This window comes from Tildeniella sp., assembly GCF_059505325.1.
Window position 1 is genome coordinate 1 of record NZ_JCACKI010000016.1, and the last position, 25,442, is coordinate 25,442.

The 25,442-nt window shown below is 51.3% G+C and carries 20 protein-coding genes; 11 read left to right on the top strand and 9 right to left on the bottom strand.

The window, feature by feature from the left end; genetic code table 11:
* The first annotated feature begins 220 nt into the window (after window positions 1–220).
* Entirely contained in the window at window positions 221–784 is a 564-nt protein-coding gene (locus AC5JO6_RS06690; protein ID WP_496080275.1) for an HdeD family acid-resistance protein, read from the top strand.
* A 232-nt stretch (window positions 785–1,016) separates the two neighbouring features.
* Here AC5JO6_RS06690 and AC5JO6_RS06695 read toward each other — a convergent pair whose 3' ends face one another.
* From AC5JO6_RS06695 to surE, 4 genes are all read right to left on the bottom strand, one after another.
* Entirely contained in the window at window positions 1,017–1,973 is a 957-nt protein-coding gene (locus AC5JO6_RS06695; protein WP_496080276.1) for a pentapeptide repeat-containing protein, read from the bottom strand.
* 101 nt (window positions 1,974–2,074) lie between these two features.
* Entirely contained in the window at window positions 2,075–3,022 is a 948-nt protein-coding gene (locus AC5JO6_RS06700; RefSeq protein ID WP_496080277.1) for a bifunctional riboflavin kinase/FAD synthetase, read from the bottom strand.
* 206 nt (window positions 3,023–3,228) lie between these two features.
* On the bottom strand, window positions 3,229–4,134 hold the full coding sequence (locus AC5JO6_RS06705; RefSeq protein ID WP_496080278.1) for an MBL fold metallo-hydrolase: 906 nt from the start codon (window positions 4,132–4,134) through the stop codon (window positions 3,229–3,231).
* Between the two features lie 406 nt (window positions 4,135–4,540).
* Window positions 4,541–5,347 (bottom strand): 5'/3'-nucleotidase SurE, encoded by an 807-nt coding sequence (surE, locus tag AC5JO6_RS06710; protein WP_496080350.1) that lies wholly within the window; start codon window positions 5,345–5,347, stop codon window positions 4,541–4,543.
* A 284-nt stretch (window positions 5,348–5,631) separates the two neighbouring features.
* On the opposite strand from surE, the gene pheS reads away from it, so the two are divergent.
* Window positions 5,632–6,633, top strand: coding sequence for a phenylalanine--tRNA ligase subunit alpha (pheS, locus tag AC5JO6_RS06715; protein ID WP_496080279.1), 1,002 nt, complete (start codon window positions 5,632–5,634; stop codon window positions 6,631–6,633).
* Here pheS and AC5JO6_RS06720 read toward each other — a convergent pair.
* On the bottom strand, window positions 6,630–6,836 hold the full coding sequence (locus AC5JO6_RS06720) for a hypothetical protein (protein ID WP_496080280.1): 207 nt from the start codon (window positions 6,834–6,836) through the stop codon (window positions 6,630–6,632). The two genes, pheS and AC5JO6_RS06720, sit on opposite strands and share 4 nt — an antisense overlap.
* Before the next feature lie 432 nt (window positions 6,837–7,268).
* Complete coding sequence (locus AC5JO6_RS06725) at window positions 7,269–8,150, bottom strand: zinc metalloprotease HtpX (RefSeq protein ID WP_496080281.1); 882 nt, start codon at window positions 8,148–8,150, stop codon at window positions 7,269–7,271.
* Window positions 8,151–8,477: 327 nt separating this feature from the next.
* Here AC5JO6_RS06725 and ileS point away from each other — a divergent pair, with 327 nt between their 5' ends.
* Window positions 8,478–11,441 carry an isoleucine--tRNA ligase gene (gene ileS / locus AC5JO6_RS06730; protein WP_496080351.1) on the top strand — a complete coding sequence of 988 codons (2,964 nt, stop codon included), beginning with the start codon at window positions 8,478–8,480 and terminating at the stop codon, window positions 11,439–11,441.
* Between the two features lie 40 nt (window positions 11,442–11,481).
* Here ileS and AC5JO6_RS06735 read toward each other — a convergent pair whose 3' ends face one another.
* The gene (locus tag AC5JO6_RS06735) at window positions 11,482–11,784 is read right to left on the bottom strand and encodes a 2Fe-2S iron-sulfur cluster-binding protein (protein WP_496080282.1); all 303 of its coding nucleotides are present in this window, start codon (window positions 11,782–11,784) and stop codon (window positions 11,482–11,484) included.
* Window positions 11,785–12,236: 452 nt separating this feature from the next.
* Window positions 12,237–13,457 carry a phosphoglycerate kinase gene (locus tag AC5JO6_RS06740; RefSeq protein ID WP_496080283.1) on the bottom strand — a complete coding sequence of 407 codons (1,221 nt, stop codon included), beginning with the start codon at window positions 13,455–13,457 and terminating at the stop codon, window positions 12,237–12,239.
* A 68-nt stretch (window positions 13,458–13,525) separates the two neighbouring features.
* Here AC5JO6_RS06740 and AC5JO6_RS06745 point away from each other — a divergent pair, with 68 nt between their 5' ends.
* From AC5JO6_RS06745 to ylqF, 3 genes are all read left to right on the top strand, one after another.
* The gene (locus AC5JO6_RS06745) at window positions 13,526–13,930 is read left to right on the top strand and encodes a universal stress protein (RefSeq protein ID WP_496080284.1); all 405 of its coding nucleotides are present in this window, start codon (window positions 13,526–13,528) and stop codon (window positions 13,928–13,930) included.
* 11 nt (window positions 13,931–13,941) lie between these two features.
* Window positions 13,942–14,505: a Uma2 family endonuclease gene (locus tag AC5JO6_RS06750; protein WP_496080285.1), complete on the top strand. Its 564-nt coding sequence runs from the start codon at window positions 13,942–13,944 to the stop codon at window positions 14,503–14,505.
* A gap of 129 nt (window positions 14,506–14,634) precedes the next feature.
* Complete coding sequence (ylqF, locus tag AC5JO6_RS06755) at window positions 14,635–15,480, top strand: ribosome biogenesis GTPase YlqF (RefSeq protein ID WP_496080286.1); 846 nt, start codon at window positions 14,635–14,637, stop codon at window positions 15,478–15,480.
* Window positions 15,481–15,524: 44 nt separating this feature from the next.
* On the opposite strand, the gene AC5JO6_RS06760 is transcribed toward ylqF, so the two are convergent.
* Window positions 15,525–17,063, bottom strand: a complete 1,539-nt coding sequence (locus AC5JO6_RS06760; RefSeq protein ID WP_496080287.1) for a polysaccharide biosynthesis/export family protein — start codon at window positions 17,061–17,063, stop codon at window positions 15,525–15,527.
* 825 nt (window positions 17,064–17,888) lie between these two features.
* On the opposite strand from AC5JO6_RS06760, the gene AC5JO6_RS06765 reads away from it, so the two are divergent.
* The 5 genes from AC5JO6_RS06765 (at window position 17,889) to AC5JO6_RS06785 (ending at window position 25,344) form a co-directional block, all read left to right on the top strand.
* Complete coding sequence (locus AC5JO6_RS06765; protein WP_496080288.1) at window positions 17,889–18,965, top strand: glycosyltransferase; 1,077 nt, start codon at window positions 17,889–17,891, stop codon at window positions 18,963–18,965.
* Window positions 18,966–19,016: 51 nt separating this feature from the next.
* On the top strand, window positions 19,017–21,227 hold the full coding sequence (locus tag AC5JO6_RS06770) for a GumC family protein (RefSeq protein WP_496080289.1): 2,211 nt from the start codon (window positions 19,017–19,019) through the stop codon (window positions 21,225–21,227).
* 112 nt (window positions 21,228–21,339) lie between these two features.
* Window positions 21,340–22,254 carry a heterocyst development glycosyltransferase HepC gene (gene hepC, locus AC5JO6_RS06775; RefSeq protein WP_496080290.1) on the top strand — a complete coding sequence of 305 codons (915 nt, stop codon included), beginning with the start codon at window positions 21,340–21,342 and terminating at the stop codon, window positions 22,252–22,254.
* Window positions 22,255–22,330: 76 nt separating this feature from the next.
* Window positions 22,331–24,226: a heterocyst formation ABC transporter subunit HepA gene (hepA, locus tag AC5JO6_RS06780; protein WP_496080291.1), complete on the top strand. Its 1,896-nt coding sequence runs from the start codon at window positions 22,331–22,333 to the stop codon at window positions 24,224–24,226.
* A gap of 62 nt (window positions 24,227–24,288) precedes the next feature.
* On the top strand, window positions 24,289–25,344 hold the full coding sequence (locus AC5JO6_RS06785) for a glycosyltransferase (protein WP_496080292.1): 1,056 nt from the start codon (window positions 24,289–24,291) through the stop codon (window positions 25,342–25,344).
* Window positions 25,345–25,442 lie beyond the last annotated feature (98 nt).

Consider the following 25,442-nt stretch of genomic DNA (forward strand, 5'->3'; position numbering starts at 1 on the left):
TTCGCTGACGGCTGACGGCTACAGACCATGCTGTTATTTCTGTACAACTCCTAAGAGAAACCGGGTTTCTAGACCCAATCTGGAGGTTCAACGGCATCGTCTGATAGAGAAACCCGGTTTCTGTCCAGGCGATTCAATTCCTCCAAACGAAGGATCTCAAGGTAGAGACGACAGTCCTACAATTTGAGGAAATAACTTAGGCAAGTAACGAGGTATATCGATGAGTACTGGGGTTTCGACCAACGACGTTAAAAGTCGTCTAAATGGGTCGATCGTGGTTGGCGTGCTGCTGATCTTATTAGGAATCGCCGCGATCGCCTTTCCTTTTTTCAGCACACTCGCTGCCGAAAGCTGGATTGCGTGGATTATTCTCTTTAGCGGTGTTTCCAAACTGGTTTACACCTTTCAAACGCGACAGGAAGGCGGCTTCGTGTGGCAGCTTTTATTGAGCCTTCTCTACATTGGCACTGCTGTACTACTGCTGGTGTATCCACTGCAAGGCATCCTGACGCTCACACTGGCACTGGGTGCGTTTTTGCTGACAGAAGGTGTGTTTGAAATTGTGTATGCGTTTCAACGGCGCTCTCAACCAAACTGGATCTGGTCGCTGGCTAACGGCATCACGACGCTTGTTCTGGGCGGTTTAATCTGGTTTGAGTGGCCCTTCAATGGTCCTTTTGCGATCGGGCTGCTGGTTGGCATCAGCATTATCTTTACAGGTGTTTCCAGAATCTTTTTGGCGATCGCTGCCCGTTCTTCGCTCAATGCATCACAACCTGGTTAGTGATGGATGGCTAATACGCCTGTCTAAGTCTCAAGGAGCGCGTCTTTAAGAACCTGAGCCTCTCCCTCTGTAGGATGCTGAATAGCCGTTCCGTCGTCTAGGAAACGAGTGGTGTAATGCATCGACTCCCCTGCTTTAATGTGTTACGGCTAATGGCTAACACTGGTTACAGAGTTCTTATCGAATCCTCATTCCTAAGTCAGGCGATCGCTAAGGGTCAATGACGCAAACGTTAAGCCTGCACGGTGCCATCCGGCATAGTAGCCTCTTTCAGGTAAGCTCCGGCAAGATTTGTTTCCCGTAGGTTAGCACCTGCCAGGTTTGCCCGATGTAAATTGGCATCCTGAAAATTTGCCAGGGTCAAATTCGCCTTGCTCAAGTTCGCTCCCTGAAGGTTTGCCATGGTCAAATTTGCACCGTGCAGGCTGGCATGACTCAGGTCGCTCATGCTGAGGGTAGACTCTCGCAAGTCGGCTTCTCGTAAGTTTGCGCCGATTAGTTTTGCCTTGTAGAGGTTCACTCCGATGAGGGTGGCACCGACTAAATTGGCTTTCTCCAGTGTGGCACCGATGAGATTTGCCATGCAGAGGTTTGCCAGGCTCAGGTTTGCTTGCCGCAGGTTTCCCTCGTAAAGAGTTGCCCCAACTAAATTAGTCATGCTCAAGTTAGCCATACTCAGGTTGGTCATACTGAGGTTAGCCTCGCGCAAATTTGCCATACTAAAGTCCGCCTCGCGCAGGTCGGCTTTGTAGAGGCTTGCCTCGCGCAGGTTGGCTTTGTAGAGGAGCGCCGTGTAAAGCGTTGCGCCTTCCAGAATTGCTGTGCTCAGGTTTGCCTCACGCAGGTTTGCCATGCTCAAGTCAACATGGCTCAAATCGGCTTCGCGCAGGTCAGCTTTGTAAAGGTTCGCTTCGCGCAGGTTGGCTTTGTAAAGGATTGCCGTGTAAAAGGTCGCTCCTTCAAGCATCGCAACCCCAAGATCTGCCCCTTCCAGGTTTGCCATGCTCAGATCAACTTGCTGGAAGGCGACTTCTCTAAGGTCAGCCCTATAAAAATTGGCTTCTCGCAGGTTGGTGCCCTGTAGGTTTGCACCTTCAAGATTAGGAATCGTCTTCGGATTGTGCGACCACCACTCATTCCAGGTTGTTACACCCTGCTTGAGCAAAGCAAGGTGCCCCTCGTTTGCCATTTAGTTGATCCTCTAGGTGTGGCTTAAAGCGAATAGTCATAACCTCTACTTGCTTAGTGTGCCCAGTTACCTAGAGGTCAGTAGCAGTTTGGCAGTGCCGCTTAAAGCAACAAACGAGCAGCATCGCAATCTGCCTGAATCTGGGCTTTGAGAGCATCCAGAGAGGGAAACTTTTGTTCCGATCGCAAGAACGCTTCCAGGCTGACCGTGAGGGTCTGGTCGTATAAATCACCTGACCAATCAAATAGATGCACCTCGATCGTCTGCGTCGTACCGTTCACCGTGGGACGATAGCCAATATTCATCACGCCAGGTAGCTTAGGCACTACTGACAAATCGACCTCACTCCCTTGATCACAACAGTGAACGTGAACAGCGTAAGTGCCGGAACAAGGCAAAAATTTGTCTGGAGGAAGGTGCAAGTTTGCTGTTGGAAACCCGATCGTCCGCCCAAGCTGCTGCCCTTGAACGACTGTGCCAATCAGCCTATACGATCGCCCCAAGAGCTGGTTGGCACGCTGCATATCTCCTTGCTGTAGCGCCTGACGAATCGCAGAACTGCTAATGCGATCGGCTCCCAAATTTTTCAGCGGGGCGATGCTAACAGCAATGCCGTGTTTAGCCGCGATCGCCTGCAAGGTTTCTGCGGTGCCCGATCGCTGCCGCCCAAAACAAAAATCGGAGCCAATGCTCACTTTCGTTGCCCTGAGTTGCTTTAGAAGAACATTTTCAACAAATTGCTCTGGACTTAAGCTGGCAAGCGTTTGGTCAAAGGGCAATAAAACAAGCTGCTCTACTCCGATCGCGCTAAGCTGTGCCGCCTTTTCAGGTAAAGGTGTCAGCAAAAGGCGCGTTTGTCCGGTAAAAAACTCTTGCGGGTGAGGGTGAAACGTTACCACCGTTGCATGGCTGCGATCGTCTCGCCCGGTGTCTGAGTCCAAAAGAACAGGTGCAATGACCTGTCGATGCCCTTGATGCACACCATCAAAGTTTCCCAGGGCAACGGCAGTTGGAGTCAGAATAGTAGTTGGCGACGAAGTAACCCACACGCTTTACATCTTGACACACAAAGGGACGGCGAGATTAGTGGATGGAGAGATGGGTGAGAAGAGAGGAGGAGTGGGGGAAGCAGGGGGAGTGGGGGAAGCAGAGGAGCGGAGGAAGCAGAGGAAGTCTTACTCTCGCTGAGTCGAACTGAAGGGCGGTTTAAGTGTTGTATTGCTCCCGCTGCCTCCCAGTCTCCCCAGCACCTTATCTACACCGATACCCCAACTTCAGCCTCGATCGACATCGGGTCTAACCTGGCGGCTGGCGGCGAAATTTGGATCACTAAACCCTCCCGCGCCATCACGCTGTTAGGAAAAGCGGCGGCAACTTCAGCTCCTACTTGATCGAGAAAGTCGTCGCTGTGCAAGGGGTCGTGATGAAAGATCACCAGCGTTTTCACGTTAGCGGCTTTGGCAATCTTGACGGCTTCTTGCCAGGTCGAGTGCCCCCAACCGACTTTACTAGATTGCTTGGAGTAATATTCTTCGTCGGTATACGTCGCATCATAGATCAGCAGATCAGCCTGGTCAGCCAAGAACAAGACGTTCTCATCCAAATGGTCTGGAAAATGTTCTGTATCGGTCACATAAGCGGCTGCATGACCTCGCCAGCTAACCCGGTAGCCGACTGCCTGCCCTGGGTGATTCAGCAGGGCATTTTCGACCAGAACGTCGTTGATTTGCACCGATTGTCCGACTTCAATATCGTTAAATTTCAGGTCTGCGCCCATGATCTGTAGCGGCACCGGAAAATTTGGATGCAGCATTTGATCATTCAGACGCTGCTCCATCGTGGAACCATTGGGCGCGATCGCCCCATAAATATTAAAGCGATTACCCTTCGCAAACGCTGGCACAAAAAACGGAAAGCCCTGAATGTGATCCCAGTGGGAGTGCGTAAAAAACATGTGCGCTTCGAGTGGCATCTGGGACAACAGGGACTGACCCAACACTCGAATGCCCGTGCCGCCGTCAAAAATCAGGCGATCGCCCCCTACTCGCATTTCTACGCAAGGAGTGTTGCCCCCATAGCGAACCGTGGCGGAGCCTGGACTAGCAATACTTCCCCGAACGCCCCAGAAGGTGGCTGTGAACTGATTTTCTGTATTGGACATGGGTATTTCTTGCAAGATTCGATCGAGTTTCCAGAAACAGCGCTCTCGGTAACCAGAAAGCTAAACCTGGACGAATACAATGTTAAAAACGATACCTAATTTGCCCCTTCCAGGCAGCTTTATAAAAATCGTCGTCTATGTCAGTGATCGCGATCGCATTACTCAGTGATCTCTTCATCAAGGTTGTAGCGTTTGATCATCCCAAACGGTGCAACAGTAACAAATATCCTCTGTCTTTCATAGGGCTTTGAGTTACAGTACCCATTCAGCAACACATACGCACAGAATGGCTGGAAGTTTTTACCATACTGTGTCCTCGTAGTGAGCGCGGTCAAGCCTCCTTGCTGAATCACTGATGCGATGTCACACTCTGCTCCATTGCTTGTGAACTGCTAACGTTCTGCGTCTACTCAGCATACTCAACGGGAAGATCAAATTTCCAGTTCTTCAAGCTTGCCAGCCCAGAAGCAGCCGTCAAGTTGTACTGCAAGGGAGTCAGTGTGATGTAGTTTTGGCGAATCGCCTGGACATCCGTTAGGGTTTGCTCGGTTAGCTCAGAAGCATCATCTACCTCTTCTAGCAATTCACCAGCCAGCCAATAGTAGGTTTTGCCGCGTGGGTCAAGTCGCTTTTCAAACACGTCGATGTAGCGGCGAATGCCCTGACGAGTGGCTTTTACACCCGCGATCGCCCCTGCTTTCACTGCTGGTACATTCACGTTTAATAACAGCAGTTCTGGCAGCGGTTGTTTAGCTAATTGCGCCACCAGCGAGGCAGCAAACGCGGCGGCTGGCTGAAACTCGGATGACGCAGAACTGGCAAGACTAAACGCAATACCAGGAATGCCCTCAATGACACCCTCCATCGCGGCTGATACTGTGCCTGAGTAAAGCACGTCCGTACCGAGGTTAGACCCATGATTGATGCCAGAAAGCACCAGATCTGGAGGACTATCCAACAACGCCCACAGCGCTAGTTTAACGCAATCTGAAGGGGTGCCAGAGCAAGCCCAGGCTTTCACGCTGGGATGAAAGACAGACTCGACGATGTCAGCGCGAATCGGCTGATGCAGCGTGAGTCCGTGCCCGGTCGCCGATCGCTCTCGATCGGGGCACACAACTGTTACGTGATGTCCTGCTTCTGCTAAACGGTTCGCAAGAGAGCGAATACCCAGAGCGAAAATGCCGTCATCGTTGCTGATGAGTAGTTTCATTGGTCGGTTAGGGAGTGGGGAGTAGGGAGTGGGGAGTGGCTTCGACGTGAGCTCAGCCGAACGGGAGTGGGAAATTTTGGCAAGCGATCGCACATCTATACCCATTCAGCCTTTAAACTGAAGAGCAAAGACGGTCGCTTGAGCGCGGTTATTTGAGTCTCATCAAAACTAGCAATTCCACTTCAGATTCTTGCCAAACTGTAGGGTCTAGTGAGCTAACAGCCAGTGGTTATGAGCCTAACTAGACCAACAACTAAAACCTAACAACTAATAACTTCATCAGTATGACTGTTCAGCTTCAAGAACTTGCAGCACAATTAGAATCCATTCGGCAGGAAGCACAACAGGCTCTGGCAGCGACGGACTCGCTGGAGCAACTGGAGCAGCTTCGGGTGAAGTATTTGGGCAAGAAAGGACCGATTCCTCAAGTGCTAGGTGGGATGGGCAAGCTTGATGCCAGCGATCGCCCCCGCATTGGGGCATTGGCAAATGAGGTGAAAGAGGCAATTCAGAACGATCTCGATCGTCGTCGTACCACCTTGCAAACTGCCCAGATTCAAGCACAGCTTGAGGCGGAAACCCTGGATATTACCATGTCCGGTGTGTATCGTCCCCAGGGGCGCATTCACCCAATCAACGGCATGATGGATCGCGTCAATGACATCTTTGTCGGTTTGGGCTACACCATCGCCGAAGGTCCAGAAATGGAGACGGACTATTACAACTTTGAGGCGTTGAACTTTTTGCCCGATCATCCCGCGCGCGACATGCAGGACACGCTGTATTTGCCCGATGGCAACATCATGCGAACGCACACGTCTTCTGTACAGATTCGCTACATGGAAACCAACGATCCACCTGTGCGGATTGTGATGCCGGGGCGCTGCTATCGACGCGATACGGTGGATGCAACCCATTCTGCGGTCTTTCACCAGGTTGAGATCCTGGCAGTCGATGAAGGGCTGACCTTCACTGACTTAAAGGGCACCATCAAAGTATTTTTAGAGCAACTGTTTGGCGAAGTGCCGATCCGCTTTCGTCCCAGCTTCTTTCCGTTTACAGAGCCATCCGCCGAGGTGGATGTGCAATGGAAAGGACGCTGGCTAGAGATTATGGGCTGCGGTATGGTAGACCCCAATGTCTTAAAAGCCGTTGGTTATGACCCTGAAGTTTATACAGGCTTTGCGGCTGGTATGGGCGTTGAACGTCTGGCAATGGTGCTGCACCAAATTGATGACATTCGCCGCCTCTACACCAGCGATTTGCGCTTTTTGCAACAATTCTAGCTAGCTGCTTTAGGACGTATCTGCATCCGATCGATCATGGCTCGCAGCCGTTCTAACGGATAGTCAGACACGAAGCTATCCCACGGTCTTTTTTGCCCAGCGGCATTGTAGACATACAAGACCCCATTAATCATGCGGCTCGACACAATTAAATCTAGCGTTTTAGCCAAATGCAGGCACTGCGTCAATTCAAGCTGGGTCATAGTGTTTGATTAGGAAGCAACAGTGGCTCAGGAAACGTTTAATTACTGAGATCATCCTAAGCAGGTGTGATGCTAAATACCTGTGATTTCACACCAGACGATACGAAATTTATTAAAGGTCAGGAAATGTCAGGGCTGACGCAGAAACCGGGTTGCTTTACGAGACAGGTTACCAGCACCTCAGTTGCCTGCGAACGCGTTTTTCTCGGCGTTTCGTGAGGTGGCTGAGTTTAACTCAAGGAGCGATCGGTTTGGTTCACCTCTTGCCAAAGGGTTTCAACGTTAAAGAGTTCTATACAGTAGTAGGGTAGACATTGCCCACCCTACTATTTGTGGTCTGCTCAAGTGAAAGAAAGCCGCTGTAAGCAGCGTAGATGACCTCTCTAACCAGTTTTTGCCGCGCATGAGCCGCCGTCAGCAAACCTAAGCATCTCAAGCAAACGCTGGATCAACAGGCTGCTGCTGTGCCAACTCGGTTAAGCGTCGAATGCGTTCTTCTGTCGTCGGGTGAGTCCGAAAGAGTGCCTGTAGTCCTTGCGCTGACAGTGGATTCACAATCAGCAGCGGCGACATCGCTGGGTTGCCGTGCATGGGAATTTCATGACCGACGGCTTCCAGTTTTTCAAGGGCATGAGCCAGCGCGATCGGGTTGCCTGTAATGGTGGCAGAACCCTGATCAGCCGAAAATTCACGTGTCCGAGAAATGGCAAGCTGAATCAACATCGCAGACAGGGGAGCCAGAACGATGAGAAACAATAGCCCAAAGGGATTTGCGCCCCGACGATCGTCACGGGTGACGGGTCCATACAGCGCCCCCAAACTTAGCAACCGTCCCAGGTAGGTAATAGCTCCGGCAACCGTGCCAGCAACTGCCTGAGTCAATGTATCGCGGTTTTTGACATGGGTGAGTTCGTGAGCGATGACCCCTTCTAGCTCCTCACGATTTAGCAATTCAGTAATGCCTTCTGTCACCGCGATCGCGGCGTGTTGAGGGTCGCGCCCTGTGGCAAATGCATTGGGAGATTTGGTCGGCACCACAAAGAGCTTGGGCATGGGAATGCCAGCGCGATCGCTGAGACGAGCCACCATATCGTAGAGTTCGGGAGACTGTTCACGGGCGATCGGTTGCGCTTGATAGGCGGCTAAGGCGGCTTTGTCTGAATAGAACCAGGAACCAAAGCTAGTGATCGCCGCAATGCCTAGCCCCAGCAGCAGACCCGATTCATCACCGACGAGATAGTACCCAGCAAGGACAAAAATTCCACTCAGTAAACCCAGCAATCCAACCGTTTTAATTTCATTGATGCCAACCATACGCTTTCCTATCAAGAACGAATCGCTAACCAAAACATCAGCGCTCCATTAGCGTCTCAAATTCAGAGTTGCCTCGTCTCTATCTCGTGAATGAATTTTGCTCTGCGGTGAGTTTGAGTCTGTAATACCGTGATTCGCTAAACTTGAGGCTTCAGATCATTTGCCAACGATAGTAAGCTTTAGCTTAAGACGGTGAAGTAGCGGCTCACAATGAGTCACTGTTATACTACACATATACTACAAATAGCTTTGGCTCAACGAAGCCGATCGTTGATTCCTTAAGTTTCGTGCATCGCTCCCTAACCCTTAGTGCCCAACTCCATGACTGTGACAGAACCCGGCTCCTACAAAGACACTGTTAATCTTCCCAAAACCAACTTTGATATGCGTGCCAACGCCGTCAAACGAGAGCCGGAGCTACAGGCATTTTGGGAAGCAGAAAAGCTCTATGAGCATCTCTCGCAGGAAAACCCAGGCGACGTGTTTGTGCTGCACGACGGTCCGCCCTATGCCAACGGTTCGCTGCACATGGGGCACGCCCTCAACAAAGTGTTGAAAGATGTCATCAACAAGTACCACCTGCTGCGAGGACGGAAGGTGCGCTACGTGCCGGGATGGGATTGCCACGGGTTGCCGATCGAGCTAAAAGTGCTGCAAACCCTGAAAGCCGACGAGCGTAAAGCGCTCACACCGTTGAAACTGCGGCAAAAAGCGAAAGAGTTTGCCCTTAAAACCATTGACCAGCAGCGTCAAGACTGCAAGCGCTACGGTGTCTGGGGCGATTGGGAGCATCCCTACCTGACCCTGAAGCCGGAGTATGAAGCGGCTCAGATCGGTGTGTTTGGTCAGATGGTGCTGAAAGGCTACATCTATCGCGGTTTGAAGCCTGTCTACTGGAGTCCCAGTTCTAAGACGGCACTGGCAGAGGCAGAACTGGAGTATCCCGAAGGGCATACCTCGCGCAGCCTTTACGCCGCCTTTGAAGTCAAACAGCTATCGCCAGCCTTGATGATGGCGCTCGATTCCTTTATGGGTACGGGCGAATTGGGCGTTGCGATCTGGACGACGACTCCCTGGACGATTCCTGCCAACTTAGCCGTCAGCGTCAACCCAGAGCTGATCTATGCCGTGGTAGAAGTGGGAGAAAACGCGCCGGGTCGGTTCAAGTATCTCATCGTGGCGAAAGATCTGGTCGATCGCCTCTCCGAAGTGCTGGGCACCACGCTGACCGTACAGGCAACATTAGTCGGTAAAACGCTGGAGCACACAACCTATCAGCATCCTCTCTTTGACCGTCGCAGCGAAATCGTGATCGGTGGCGATTACGTCACGACAGAAGCAGGTACAGGGTTAGTCCACACGGCTCCCGGTCACGGTCAGGATGACTACCTGGTAGGACAACGTTACGGCTTGCCCATCCTGGCGCCGGTGGATGATGACGGCAACTTCACTGAAGAAGCGGGACAGTTTGCTGGTTTGAACGTTTTAGGTGACGGCAATACAGCGGTAATTGATGCGCTCCGAGAGGCACAATCCTTGCTGAAAGAAGAACCCTACGTCCACAAATATCCTTACGACTGGCGCACCAAAAAACCAACTATCTTTCGAGCCACCGAACAGTGGTTTGCCTCCGTTGAAGGGTTCCGCGATCGTGCCTTAGACGCGATCGCCGACGTGCGCTGGATTCCTGCCCAGGGCGAAAACCGCATCACACCAATGGTGGCAGAGCGATCAGACTGGTGTATCTCCCGTCAGCGCAGTTGGGGTGTACCCATCCCTGTGTTCTACGACGAAGCCACTGGAGAGCCGTTGCTTAATCAGGACACGATCGCGTTTGTGCAGGCGATCGTTGCCGAGAAAGGTTCCGATGCCTGGTGGGAGTTACCCGTCGAGGAACTATTGCCTGAAGCGTATCGCAACAACGGACACAGCTATCGCAAAGGCACCGATACGATGGACGTGTGGTTCGACTCCGGCTCCTCTTGGGCAGCAGTCCTAGAAGGCAGAGGGCAGGAGGCAGAAGGCAGAGGGCAGGAGGCTACACCCCTCTCTCTACCGCAAAGCGGAAGCAAGCTACAACCCTCTCACCTTTTCTACCCCGCCGATCTGTACCTGGAAGGTTCCGACCAACATCGCGGTTGGTTCCAATCGAGTTTGCTGACCAGTGTGGCAGTGAACGGGTGTGCACCTTATAAGACCGTTCTGACTCACGGCTTTGTGCTGGATGAGCAGGGTTACAAGATGAGTAAGTCTCTTGGTAACGTGGTTGATCCGATGATTGTGATCAACGGCGGCAAAAACCAGAAGGAAGAACCGCCCTATGGTGCCGATGTGCTGCGACTGTGGGTGTCGTCTGTGGATTACTCCTCAGATATGCGGCTGGGCAAAACTGTGTTGAAGCAGATGGCAGATGTGTACCGCAAGATCCGCAACACGGCGCGTTTTTTGCTGGGAAACCTGCATGATTTTGATCCAGCGAAACATGCGGTTCCCTATGACCAACTGCCGGAACTCGATCGCTACCTGCTCCATCGCATCACCGAAGTTTTCAGCGAAGTGACGGATGCCTTTGATAGCTTCCAATTCTTCCGCTTCTTCCAAACAGTGCTGAATTTCTGCGTCGTGGATCTCTCCAACTTCTATCTCGACAGCGCCAAGGATCGGCTCTACATCAGCGCAGTCGATTCGCCTCGTCGTCGCAGTTGCCAAACCGTGCTGGCGATCGCCCTCGAAAATCTGGCAAAAGCGATCGCGCCTGTCCTTTCCCACATGGCAGAAGACATCTGGCAAGCGCTGCCCTACTCCACGCCCCACAAATCTGTCTTCCAGGCAGGATGGGTCACGCTGGAGGATCAATGGCGCGCACCAGAGCTGGCGACAAAATGGCAAACCCTCGCCCAGAGCCGCGATGAGGTCAACAAAGTGCTGGAAAAAGCCCGCACTGACAAAGCGATCGGCTCTTCTCTAGAAGCCAAACTGCTGCTGTACACCACAGATGCTCAACTTAAGCAAACCCTGCAAGCGCTCAATCCTGCCGCTAGCTTGAGCGGTAATGGTGTAGATGAGTTGCGCTACCTGTTCCTCACCTCTCAAGTCGAACTGTTGGATTCTCCAGAAAGTTTAGATGGCTTGAAATATAGCGCTCAAACGAATGCGCTCCAAATTGGCGTGGTAGATGCAGATGGCAAAAAGTGCGATCGCTGCTGGAACTACTCCACCCACGTTGGCGAATCGGCAGACCATCCGTTATTGTGTGAGCGCTGCATTCCAGCGTTAGAAGGAACGTTTTGAGGGGGCGATCGAACACCCCCTTTGTAACTAACTAGCCTGCCTAGACGAGTTCTTCCTCTTTGTGCGTCTCAATGGTGCAGTCAGACGTAGGATGTGAGACACAAATCAATACATAACCAGCAGCGATCTGATCTTCACTAAGGTAGGACTGCTCTGATTGGTCAACCGAGCCTTCCACCAGCTTTCCAGTGCATGTGGAACACACCCCTTGACGACATGAAAAAGGTAGCTCCATGCCTTCGTTTTCAGCCGTTTCAAGAATGTACGCATCATCTGGAACGTCTACAGTTTGATCAATACCTTCTGCCTCGTTCGTAAGTTTGATCTTGTAAGCTGTCGCCATAGCGTAAACCTTCTAACTAACGTTTTGGGTGAGAAAAAGGGACGTTTAATCGATTGCCGAATCGGTCAGCAAACAGGCGAATGTAACAACATGAAAGGAAGCCAGCTTGGTGCGGTGAGTGCACAATGAATGCATTCATCGCAAAGAGTAACCCAAAGCTTGTAACGACTTCTCTATCAAGAGATAGTCCTCTAAAATCAAGCAGTCTACTTTAAGGTGGAGTTTGGACTCCAGCAACCAGTTTCGGAACGCTACCTGAATGCTCAAACAGCACATTCCTCCGAAGAGACCCGGCTTTTGCGTCAACCTTAACAAAAGAAACCCTCATCCCTGCACTCCTCTCAAAAGAAGGAGCGATCGGTATGAGGGCTGATCAGTAGAAAATAGTTGTTGGAACGCTGTACCGCTAGAAGCGAAAGACGGCACGATCGCCCCTTTCGGTCGGTCACCGATTAGGCATCATCCAGCGCCGCAATACCAGGTAATTCTTTGCCTTCGAGCAGTTCCAGGCTGGCACCACCGCCCGTTGAAATGTGGCTCATTTGCTCGGCAACACCGACTTTTTCGACGGCTGCGACCGAGTCTCCGCCCCCGATAATCGTTGTGGTACCCGTTTTGGTGAGGTCTGCGAGGGTACGCGCGATCGCCTCTGTGCCCACTGCAAACTTGTCGAACTCAAACACACCCATTGGTCCGTTCCAAATGACAGATTTGCAGGTGGAAAGAGCCTCTTGAAAAACCTTGACGGAATCGGGACCAATATCCAAGCCCATCCAGCCATCGGGAATGTTTTCGACGCTGACGGTTTGAGCGTTCGCATCGGCAGCAAAATTGTCAGCGATCACCACATCGGTCGGCAAGAGCAGATCAACGCCTTTGGCTTTAGCCTTTGCTTCGAGCGCTTTTGCCAGTTCCAATTTGTCTTCTTCTACCAGAGATTTACCGACGTTGAGACCACGCGCTTTGTAGAAGGTGAAGATCATGCCGCCACCGATCAGCAGCTTGTCTACTTTATCGAGCAGAGTTTCGATGACGGTGATCTTACTGGAAACTTTGGAGCCACCGACGATCGCCGCAAGGGGACGCTGAGGGTTTTCGATCGCGTCCTGTAAAAATTGCAGTTCTTTCTCAATCAACAAGCCTGCCACCGATGGTCTGAGGTAGTGAGTGACACCTTCCGTGGAAGCGTGGGCGCGATGTGCCGTACCAAAGGCATCGTTCACATACAAATCAGCCACCGATGCCAGTTGCTTAGCAAAGTCGGGATCGTTCTTTTCTTCACCCGGATGGAAGCGAACGTTTTCGAGCAGCAGTACATCGCCATTGCTCAGCCCACCGACTTTAGCAGCCACATCAGCACCGATCGAGTCATCCGTTTTGACTACAGGCTTACCCAGCAATTCAGATAAGCGCTTAGCAACGGGTGTCAGACGAAATTTATCGGAAACACGAGCCGCATAATCGTCACCTTTGGGACGACCAAAGTGGCTTGCCAAGATGACTTTTGCACCTTTGGATGTTAAAGCTTGAATCGTCGGTAAAGCAGCACGGATGCGCGTATCGTCGGTAATGTTGCCCTGATCATCTAAAGGAACGTTAAAATCTACCCGCACGAGGACGCGCTTACTGGACAAATCAGAGGATGATAAACTGGCTAAAGTCTTCTTCGGCACCGCAAAAATCTCCTAAATGAGTCTTTTTACCTATTGTACCGAAGTGTGTGTCCTCGGTAATGCTAACTATGTTTAAGACTGTGCTTTTTCCGATCGACCGTAGCCGCGAATCCCAACAAGCGGCTGAAACCGTTGCTGGCGTTGTCAAAATCCATCAAAGCCGCCTGATCCTGCTCTCGGTTGTGGAACCGCCCACCGAGGATGGTACGGCTGACGCGATGACTTCACCAGAGGCGATCGCTGAACTGTTGCTTAGTGCTAAGTCTCTTTTTTCGCAGCAGGGTATTGAGGCAGACGCGATCGAGCGTGAAGGCAAACCCGCTTTCACCATCTGTGACGTTGCCGACGAAGTAGATGCCGATTTGATCGTCATGGGCTGTCGTGGCTTAGGGCTGACTGATGAAGGCGTATCCGATAGCGTGACCAATCGCGTGATCAATCTGTCGCCTTGCCCTGTGCTGATTGTGCCGTAGATGAGGGAGCGATGGTTGCACACTTTCAGAAGTTGACACCGCAGGCATACCTGAATTGGGAGCAAGAGCAAGAACTCCGCTACGAGTACGTCAACGGCGATGTCTTCGCCATGACAGGCGGCACAATTTCTCATGGCACCATTGCGTTAAACCTGGCAACAGCACTGAAACCTCATCTTCGCGGTAGTGGTTGCCGCGTCTTTAATTCTGATGTCAAGGTTGGCATCACAGGGAATGGACCCTTTCACTACCCCGATCTCTCGGTAAGCTGTGATGAGCGCGATCGTCCAGCGACTCAATTCATCGAGCATCCTTGCCTTATTGTCGAAGTGCTTTCACCAGCAACCGAAGCGTACGATCGAGGTGGGAAATTTGCTCACTACCGCACCATCAAAACGCTGCAAGAATATGTTCTGGTCGATGCCGATCGCATTAGCGTTGAGTGTTTTCGACTGAATGCAGCAGATAAGTGGGAGTTGACGCACTATTTAGATGGTGATGAGCTTGAGCTAGCGAGCATTACGTTTCGATGCCCGATCGCGCTGTTGTATGAGGATGTGCAGTTTCAAAGCTGAATGCCAGCGTTAAGGTTAGTGCGAATCCCACCAGCAATGTCTACGTCTTCGGCAAAGAAAACCTTCTCAGTCAGCTACGATCGCTAGAGCGAATGTAATTCCTTCCTCAACGTTTGTGCTGTACTTCTCATGACAACGCCTCCGATTCAGTGGTATCCCGGTCACATTGCGAAAGCCGAAAAAGCGCTGATGGAGCAGCTTAAGCGGGTTGATGTTGTGCTGGAAGTGCGCGATGCGCGGATTCCGCTTTCAACGGAGCATCCCCAAGTGCAGCAGTGGTTAGGCACGAAAGGGCGCGTGCTGGTAATGAACCGTATTGATATGATCCCGGCTCAGGCGCGGCAGCAGTGGATCGAGTGGTTTCGATCGCAGGGCGAAGAACCCTACTTTACCGATGCCCAACATGGGAAAGGCATTGAAACCGTGTTACAGGCAGCGCAAATTGCAGGCACACAAATGAACCAGCGTCGGCGCGATCGAGGCATGTTGCCCCGTCCTGTTCGTGCTGTCGTCATCGGCTTCCCAAACGTCGGCAAATCAGCGCTCATTAACCGTTTGCTGAATCGTCGTGTAGTGGATAGCGCCCGTCGTGCAGGCATCACCAAGCAATTGCGGTGGGTCAGGATTTCCGATCAAATCGAACTGCTAGATGCGCCTGGTGTGCTGCCATCACGACTCACTGATCAGGATGCCGCACTTAAGCTGGCAATTTGCGATGACATTGGTGAAGCGGCTTACGATAATCAGCGGGTTGCCGCCTCACTGGTGGATTTGCTTAAAGATCTAGAAGTGGAGTCGGCACTGCGATCGCGTTACAGCCTGGATGCTCAATCGCTCACTGGCGAAAGCTACCTCCATGAACTGGCAACGCACCGTCATCAAGGTGATGTGGAACGCACCGCACGTCAGTTGTTGAATGATTTTCGTACCGGAGTACTGGGCGCGATCGCGCTAGAACACCCACCCGGTAGCTAGCTTCAGATCCCCGATTTCTTAAAGAAGTCGGGGATCTGAACAGGTTAAAAGCCCAAAAGATTAATGATGCTGAATACGCCGCCAATGGGCGATAGCACAGACCCTAACGTATCCGTTACAGCCGCAAGACCCGATCGCCGCACGACGATCGTGTCATTGTTTCGCATTGCGGGATTGCTCTTATCGTTCAAGCCCTGAGCAAAGTCAACGTCAACGTCGCGTCGTGCCACGGTTCCGTTCGGGTTCAGCCGGATAAACGTCACCTCACCTTTTTTAGCACGATTGTTAAAACCGCCTGCTGCCAGCACTGCCTGGTTTAGCGGCGTATTCGGCGGTACCTGCACTGGACCCGGTCGCACTACTTCACCAACAACATTGACCGTGATGCGATCGGGTGCAAAGCTGGCAGCCGCGATTTTCGTTGCTTCCGTATTGTCCAGAGCCGTTGCGGTGGGAATGACGATCGTATCGCCTTCCTGCAATGGCAAATCTTGACGCAAATCGCCAGCTTGCAGCAAACTCCAGAAGTCAACGTTGATGGTTTGCATTGGACCCGCCTGTGTGGTACGCCGAATCTCAACGCGCCGAATATCGGCTGCTTGGGTAATACCGCCTGCCGTTTGAATTGCCCGCGTCACCGTGGGAACCTTCAAATTAGCGTTGGTAGACAGCGGGTTAACAGGGGAACCGTTTGTCTGGTTCGTTGGATTGGTTTGGTCGGGAGTCAGAATGTAGGGTCCAGGACGATTCACCTCACCAACCACGGCAATGCGTAGCGGACGATCGCTGGGGGCTGCAAACGTCGCTGCTGCCAGTCGTTGCGCTTCCTCTAAATTAGTATTTGTAGCAGAAGGGATAAAAATACTGTCGCCATCTTGCAACCGCAAATCCTGCCGTAAGTTGCCTGCTTTTAAGAGTTGCCAGAGGTCAACCTTGATGAGGGCATCTGCGCCACCGTTGTAAGGGCGTGGGCGACGCACTTCAACCTGTCGCACATCTGCCGCCTGTGTGATGCCGCCAGCAAGCTGGATCAAACGCGTCACGCTGGGAACACCTGTATCTGAGGTAGCCGAAACAGCCTGCACGTTGTAGGTTCCCGGTCGATTGACTTCACCCGCGATCGCCAATCTTAGCGGTCGTGCTGCCAGAAGACCAATGGTCACGATTGGGCGCGTCAAATAGGGTTCGTACTTCGCCGCGATCGCGGTCGATGCCTGCTTGAGCGTTCGACCCTGCACAGAGACCGCACCTACTTGCGGCAGATTCACCGCTCCATTGGGTAATACCAAGTATTCCCCACTGTATTCGGGTACGTTGAAAAAATCGATGCGGACGCGATCGCCAGCGCCTAACAAATAACCATCCTCAGTCTGAGTCAATGAGGGATCAGGCGTAGGGTTGGCTGAGGGGATTACTGAGGGAACGGATGTTCGATCGACGACCTGAGCCATTCCAGCCAATGGCAAAAGCAGCAGTGCAAGTGCAGTAATGGGAACGCACCGAACGCTCGCACTGCTCAACTGCTGCAAAAGCCAGAGCGGTCGTACCAAAACCACGCGACGGTTGCTGAGAGGGTAGAACATGATTGCGATGACGTAGAAGTGCATCAAAAGTTCCCATGCTATTAAAGCGCGTTGAAGCGATCATGCTCAAAAAAGACAACGACAACTATTCCGGAAATCGCTTTGTCAAAAGTGATACTTAGGAATCTCTCTTGTTAGCTTTAGCACTCTAATGTTTTTCCTACGTAGGATATTAGCACTATCTAAGACTTTACTTGCAGCCCCGATCTCTTCCAGGCAGTGCTTAAAGCTCTTTAAATAGAGCTACAAAATAGTGCGTACTTTACGCAGTAGCGTATAAAATATCACTTGAGACAATTTAAAAACGTAGTTGTCGCTAAGAAAGCGCTTTGCTATTTTCGTTTTTTAGTATTGAATCGAACCGCAAAGCGTCGTTACTTTTACTAGAGTAGTATGACAAAAACAGCTATATTTCTCTGAGATGGTTTGACAATCTAAGCCTTTCGAGAGATGTTTTACTTTTACGCGCTCTCTACGCTTTGTTAAGTTTGGTACATGAACGTATGCAAAAGTCGATTGGGAACGATACGTCACCTTACTGAGGCTTGCCTGCGTAAATCGATACCTTAGCGATGCAGGCTGTTCTCAACGGGTGGTTCCCTGTAAGTGGATGAGCCGTGAAATATTAGTGCCCGATCGCCCCCAATCGAGTACATTCAACAAGTCTCTACGTTCCCTGATTCAAGCCTCAACTTATCACCCTTTAGTCATTAAGGGAGCTTTGAACACTACATCTAAAGTCGCTTGTCGTAAATGCTCTTGAGCGTTTTACTGGAGCCAGCGTTTGGATGTCCAGGTTCACAACTATAGCGTCACTATTTTGCTATGAAAATTGCCTTGGTGCATGACTATCTAACCCAACGAGGGGGCGCAGAGCGTGTTTTTGAACTGCTTTGCAAGCACTATCCCGATGCTGACATCTTTACATCGCTGTATGACTCAGAGCGCACGATCGAGCTTCATAATCGCGTTGTCCATACGACTGCGCTACAGCAGATTCCAGGAGCCAGCAAGTATTTTAGGCTGTTAGCGCCGTTGTATTTTCCAGCCTTTCGATCGCTCGATTTGCAAGACTATGATCTAATCATCAGCAGCAGCAGCAGTTTTGCTAAAGCCGTCCGTAAGCGACCCGATGCACGGCACATTTGCTTTTGCCATAACGTCACTCGCTTTCTCTGGGATACACGCAATTATCTACGGGAATACACCACGTTTAGAAAGATCTACCCATTGCTGGAAAAGATCTTTCAGCAAATGCGAAAAGTGGATCTAAACTACTCTCAAGAGCCGGATCTTTACATTGCAAACTCAAGCATTGTCGCAAAACGCATTCAAACAGTGTACGGTAAGCCCGCGATCGTCATTAACTATCCGATCGACAGCAGCAAATTTGTGTTCTCAAATCAGAAAGACGATTTTTATCTGACCTCTGCTCGGCTAATCAGCTATAAACGGACAGACATCATTATTGAAGCGTTTAACTGGTTGGGATTACCGCTTTTAGTGACAGGTGATGGTCCTGAACGGTCACGGTTAGAAGCACATGCCATGCCGAACATTCGCTTTTTAGGGCACGTTAGCGATGCCGATCGCACTCAATTAATGTCAAAAGCACGCGCCGTGATTGTGGCAGCTTTGGAAGACTATGGGCTTGTACCCGTTGAAGCAAACGTCAGCGGTACGCCAGTCATTGCCTATGGAGCAGGTGGCGTTTTAGATACGCAAATTCCTGGCAAAACCGGTGTTTTATTTAACCGTCAAACACCCGAAGCCATCCAGTCTGCATTGCTTGCTGCCAAGTCTATCAGGTGGAATTATCGCAACATTCGGGAACATGCACTCCAGCATTTTTCTGAAGACGCTTTTTTTGGACAAGTCGAACACGTTATCGGGGCAATTTGACAGAGTCGGTGCATCAACTTAGCTGATTTTTTATGTTTAAGGGTGGTCGTTGTGACGGTAGGTAATCTTGTTCATACGGCTGAAACTGATCCAGGTTATGGGCAGCTTGTAGAGGCATTATTTCGCCGTCGATTCTGGCTCCTGGGTATTTCTCTAAGTGTCTTAGTCGCAGTTACGATCTATACACTTTTGAAAAAACCGATCTACCAAAGCTCAATGCAGCTTTTGGTAGAGTCGAACTATCAAAGCAAAAAAGATGCTGGAGCCGGATCAGAAAATCAGTTTGCTGACAGTAATGTGGAAGTTGATTACTCGACACAGCTCACTCAGATGCGTAGTTCTCAATTGCTGCAAAAAGCCGTTGTTTTACTACAGGCAGAGTATCCCAAACTAGAGGCAGCAGAACTTCAGAAAGCGCTAATTTTGACGCAAGTTGAAGAAGATAAGGTAAAAACCAAAATTTTTCAGGCGGTTTATACCAGCGATGATCCTGAGAAAACGCAGAAAGTGCTGATGGCGATTCAGCAGGTTTATAAGGACTACAACCGGGAGCAGCAAACGCTGCGGCTGACGCGCGGCTTAGCGTTTGTCAATGAGCAGCTCCCGCTAGTAGAAAAGCAGGTCGATCGCGCCGAAGATGCCATGGAGCGCTTTCGCAAAAGTCAAAATCTGGTTGACCCAGAGGTGCAATCACGCGCCTTGATTGATGCTCTCAGCAATCTTCAGAAAGAGCAGCAGAGTAACCAGGCGCAAATGCGAGAAGTGCAGGGTCGCTACCAAACGCTGCAACAACAATTGGCGCTTTCACCACAGCAGGCACTCATCGCCGCGCGGTTGAGCCAATCGTCGCGGTATCAAAGCTTGCTGAATGAAATTCAAAAGAGCGAACTGGCGATCGCGCAGCAGCGCTTGCGATTCAAAGCAGCCAGTCCGTATGTGCAGCAGGCACTCGACCAGCGGCAGCGCCAACGCGATCTGCTGGCTACTGAGGTACGGCGAATTCTGGGCAGCAATGCCGCACAGGTCGATATCCAGGGGGATTCTGGTCTTAGCGTTGGGCAGTTGAGCGCGACCGATCTTACGCTGGCAAGTTCACTGGTCGATGCTCAGGTCAACCTGGTTGCCTTACAGGGTCGTGCCCAAAGTTTAAATGAAGCAGAGCGATCGCTCCAGCAACAGCTCCGACGCTTCCCCAGCTTATTAGCAGAATACGGTCGTCTCCAGCCCAACGTGCAGATTGGACGCAACACGCTCCAACAACTGCTGAAAGCACGGCAAGATATTGCCCTGGAAATCGCTCGCGGCGGCTTTGACTGGCAGGTGGTTGAGGAACCCAAGCTAGGTAAGCAAATTGGTCCTAACCTGAAACAGAACATTCTGCTCGGAGCTGTGGCTGGCTTGATGCTGGGCAGTGTAGCTGCCTTTATCCGCGACACGATGGACGATGCAGTGCATACCCCAGACGACTTAAAGCAGGTCGCCCTACCGCTCTTAGGCATGGTGCCAGCCTTATCTTACGAGGAGGGTTTAGCCGCACTGGTACCCTTCCGTGAAGCAGGCGCTCCAGCCCCACCGATGATGCAGGTCGTCCACTGGCAGCCCTTTCGTGAATCCCTAGACTTGATTTACAAGAATATCCAGTTGCTGCCGAGTGCGGCTGGATTGCGTTCCCTGGTTGTCACCTCGGCGTTGGCAGGCGAAGGTAAATCGACGATCGCCCTCGGTTTAGCCATTAGCGCGGCACGTCTGCATCAACGAGTGCTGTTAGTGGATGCCGATCTGCGTCGCCCTAGTTTGCACCAACAGCTTGACCTGCCTAACGATTACGGGCTGTCAACCTTACTCACGCGGCAAACACCGTTCCGGTCTCACGGCGATCTTCAACCGTTACACCACTATACGGACATTCCCCTGTCGATTCTCACCTCTGGACCAATGCCCGCTGATCCTGCCCAACTTTTGAGCGCTGAACGCATGGGTGACTTGATGCAGGCTCTGGAGCAAGCCTACGATCTCATCATCATTGATGCGCCCCCGGTTTTAGGCATTGTCGATGCACTGCTGACAGCATCGTTTTGCAGCAGCATGGTGCTGGTAGGGCGCATCGGTCACGTGACGCGTGCCGAACTGGTACAAGCAACCGCACTGCTGAGCAAGCTGAATGTCATCGGCGTGATTGCTAACGGGTCTGACCTGACGGCAAATCGCTACTTTTCCTATGAACGCAAATATGAGCGCAAAGGACAATTAGCCACCCTGTAGATAGACATCCCGTAGATGAACACCCTGTAGATTGACACTAAGCGCTTGCTGCATCGGGCAACCCAACGGCTAAGTTAAACGGCAAATCTACCCTTTCAAGACCCCCACGCTTATGTCTACCCTTTCCCTTTCAAACCAAGCCGCTGTAGGAAAAACTTCGCGCGATCGCGCGTCCCATTACACGCTTACCTGGCGACAAAAGCAGCTCTTACTCACGCTATCACCCACGCAAACAACGCCACCGCTGTCTGCGTTAGAAAGCGAACAAATGCTGGCAGATTGCTTGGAGCGATCGCCCGTTCATCTGGTCAAGCTAACCCCTGACATTGGCGAAGCTGGATTGGCGCTCTGGGCAGATGCCTGCGCCAAAGTCAACAAACCCGCCTACCTGAGCGTACCCAGTATTGCTGCCCTACCCAAAAAGCAAAATCGCTTGAGATGGTGGCTAAAGCGACTGGTCGATTGGAGCGCTGCTGCCCTACTCATGCTAGTGGTCGGTCCCCTGATTCTGGGGCTAAGCTTTTTAATGCTCCTCCAGTCGCCGGGTCCCATCTTCTTTAGCCAGTGGCGCGTCGGTGAGCGGGGCAAGCTGTTTCGGATTCTCAAATTCCGCACGATGGTGACTGGCGCAGAACTCTACCACCATCAGGTGATGGGGCAGCAGGCAGGCTTGCATAAGTGCGAAAACGATCCTCGCGTGACACCGATCGGTCGCTGGATGCGGAAATATAGCCTGGATGAGCTACCCCAACTGCTGAACGTGCTGCGTGGCGAGATGAGCTTAGTCGGTCCACGCCCCTGGGCACTCTACGATGCGGTACGGCTGAGTCCGTGTGTGAGGCAACGGCTGAATGCGCTACCCGGCATCACGGGCATCTGGCAGGTAACGGGTCGATCGCACCTCCGCGATTTGGACGCAGTGAACCGAGTTGACTTACGCTACCTGGGCAATTGGTCGCTTCGTCAAGACTTCAAAATTCTCCTGCTGACAGTGCCCAAGGTACTTTCAGGGTTTGGTGCCTTCTAGCTCAAGCGAGAGCGCTTGCTGACGCTACAGCTTGCATTGACAATAAGAGCTACGGCACCCTTTCTACCAACGATTCATGCTGCTAAGACTTCCTGCACCGCTCCGACGATCGCTTAAAAGCGCGCTGAAAGCGACTAGCTTCTGGCAAGAAAACTACACCATTCTGCGAGAGTTTAAGCACTTTCCCTTGATAGCAGTAGCAGCGGTTCTGTGCGCGGTTGGGGCTGCCTTTTTTGAAGGGTTTAGCTTTGGCTTTCTGCTGGCGTTTCTGCAAAGCCTGGTAAATCCTTCTGCGCCACCCTTTCAGACAGGAGTGGGCTGGTTTGATCAAGGGATTTTGGGTATTAACGAACCCTCACTCAATCGCCTCTATCGCGTCTCAGCGCTGATTTTGGCAGCAACCTGGATTCGATCGACGTTTAACTATTTGACGCAGATTTACACCGATTTGACTCAGCAAAAACTGGTCGATCGCCTGCGGAAACAAATCTTCGAGCAGTTGCAGGCATTGAGCCTCAGTTATTTCTCCAAAACCCACTCTGGAGAATTGCTCAACACGCTCACCAGTGAAATTGGCAGACTGCAATCTGCCTTTGGGTTACTTTCATTCATTTTAATCCGGAGTCTGACGCTGGGCGTTTATGTGTTCCTCATGTTCCGGCTCTCGTGGCAGCTATCGATTGTCTCGTTAGCGCTGTTTGGACTCCTGGCAGTAGCGTTGAACAGCCTGATTGCGCGGATACGCCTCGCTAGTTCTGGCGTATCGATTTCTAACGGACGGTTTACGTCTGTGGCGATGGAGTTTATCAACGGTATTCGCACTGTGCAGGCGTTTGCCACCCAAGACTTTGAGCGCAGACGGTTCTATCAAGCCAGTGCTGATGTGGTGGCTGCGTCGATGAAAGCTACGCGGGGATTTGCGCTGGTGCGCCCTCTAGCAGAAGGTTTGGCAACCACCGTCTTAGTTGGCATGATTATTCTGGCGCTGACTGTCTTTGTTAGCAACGGTATTATGCAAACCGCATCACTGCTGACGTTTCTTTTCATTCTGTTTCGTCTGGTGCCCGCGCTGCACGAAATTAACGGTAGTCGAGCAGCCATGAGCAGCTATTGGGGATCACTCAATAACATCCGGGAACTACTCACAACTCACAACAAGCCTTACCTAAAGGATGGACAGCGGCAGTTTGCGGGACTACGTAGCGCGATCGCGTTTGAGTCGGTTGACTTTGGCTATGACCCACAGCAGCCAGTTCTCAATGCAATCAATTTGACGATCAAGCAGGGCGAAATGACGGCGCTGGTGGGTGCGTCAGGGGCAGGCAAAACAACGCTGGTTGATTTGATTCCCCGCTTCTATGATCCAACATGCGGCAGCATTCTCATCGATGGGGTAGATATTCGGGAGTTTCAAATCAATTCCCTACGGCGACGTTTTGCGATCGTCAGCCAGGACACCTTTATCTTCAACACGAACGTACGCGACAACATTGCCTATGGCAGTGAAGGAGCCACAGAGTCAGAGATTATTGAAGTGGCTAAATTAGCCAACGCTCTGGAGTTCATCCAGGAAATGCCAGAGGGGTTTGATACGCGCCTGGGCGATCGTGGAGTACGGCTTTCAGGGGGACAGCGGCAGCGAATCGCGATCGCGCGTGCCATTCTCCGCGATCCTGATATCCTCATTCTAGATGAAGCGACCAGCGCCCTGGATTCGATTTCCGAACGGCTCATTCAGGCATCGCTCGAAAAGTTGGCTGAAGGGCGTACTGTGATTGCGATCGCTCACCGTCTCTCGACCATCATTCGCGCTGACAAAGTGGTGGTGATGGAGCAAGGACGCGTGGTTGAAGAAGGGTCATATCAGGCGCTGCTTGACCAGCGCGGCAAGCTCTGGAACTATCACCAAATGCAGTATGAAGTGGGCGATCGGGATGATACGGCGACGATCGTAGGAGCTACTGCCGAATAGTTCTATTAGCGAAGCTTGCAATTGATCAACCGTTCAACGTTTTACACCTCACATCAGCGTCCATGAAAGTGCTGCTGCTCAACAATTATCCAATGGATCATGCCTGGGAACTTTGGCAAAACGGCGAGTATCCTGGACAGCATCTTTGGGGCGCAACACATTTGGAGAAGCATGGTATTGAAGTTGAAATAGTGCCCCATCAAGCGTCCGGTTTGTTAAATAAAATTGGACGCAGAATCGGTTTAGGCGATTATCTTGATCAACAGCTTCGTATTCTATTTCGCCATACCGACTATGACATTGTTTATTCTGCCTGTCAGACCAATACGTTCTTGCTAGCGTTATTACGATCGCTCAAACTCTTTCACAAACCGCTGGTCGCCCTCATTCATCATCCCTTCACCAACCCACCCAAAGATTCACTTTTTCTCAACGGTCACGATCGGTTACTTTGCCTCAGCAAAAAAGTAATGGAACCGTTTGTACAAGAGTCCGCTATCTACAAAAAGATGGACTTCATTGCGTGGGGAGCAGACTTACCATTTTATGATGCAGCCTTGCAAGATATAGTCCCTACTGCTAATCTGCCCGTAATCGTGAGTGCTGGTAAAACCGAACGTGACCACGACACCTTGGTTAGAGCCTGTCTTAGTATTGACTGCACACTCAATCTTTACTGTTCTGCAACCACAGCGCCGACCCTGATCAATCTACCCGATCGCATTACCATTCATGCCAGCAATTCAGCACACAATGCCGTTTCGTACCAAGAAATTTTAACTGCTTATCGCCATGCTTTTGCGATCGCTATTCCACTCACAAAAACCCATAATTTAGCGGGTCTTACCAGCCTACTAGACGCAATGGCAGTGGGAAAACCAGTCATCATGACACGAAACAAACAGATTGATTTAGACATCGAAAAAGAGGGCATTGGCTTTTGGGTAGAACCTGGCGATGTACAAGGTTGGCAACAGGCGATCGCCTATCTTCTAGCACACCCAGAGGAAGCATCGTCAATGGGCGATCGAGGTCGCCGCTTATGCGAAGAGAAATACAACCTAGACACCTTTACAGACACTCTGGCGAAGACGCTGCATCAAGTACATGGTTATTAGTTATTAAGTATTAAAGGAGATAAGAAGTCGAAGTCAGGAATTTGAAGGCTAAAGGCTGAACTCAGAACTTTTTATCCTTCATACTTTATCCGTTATCC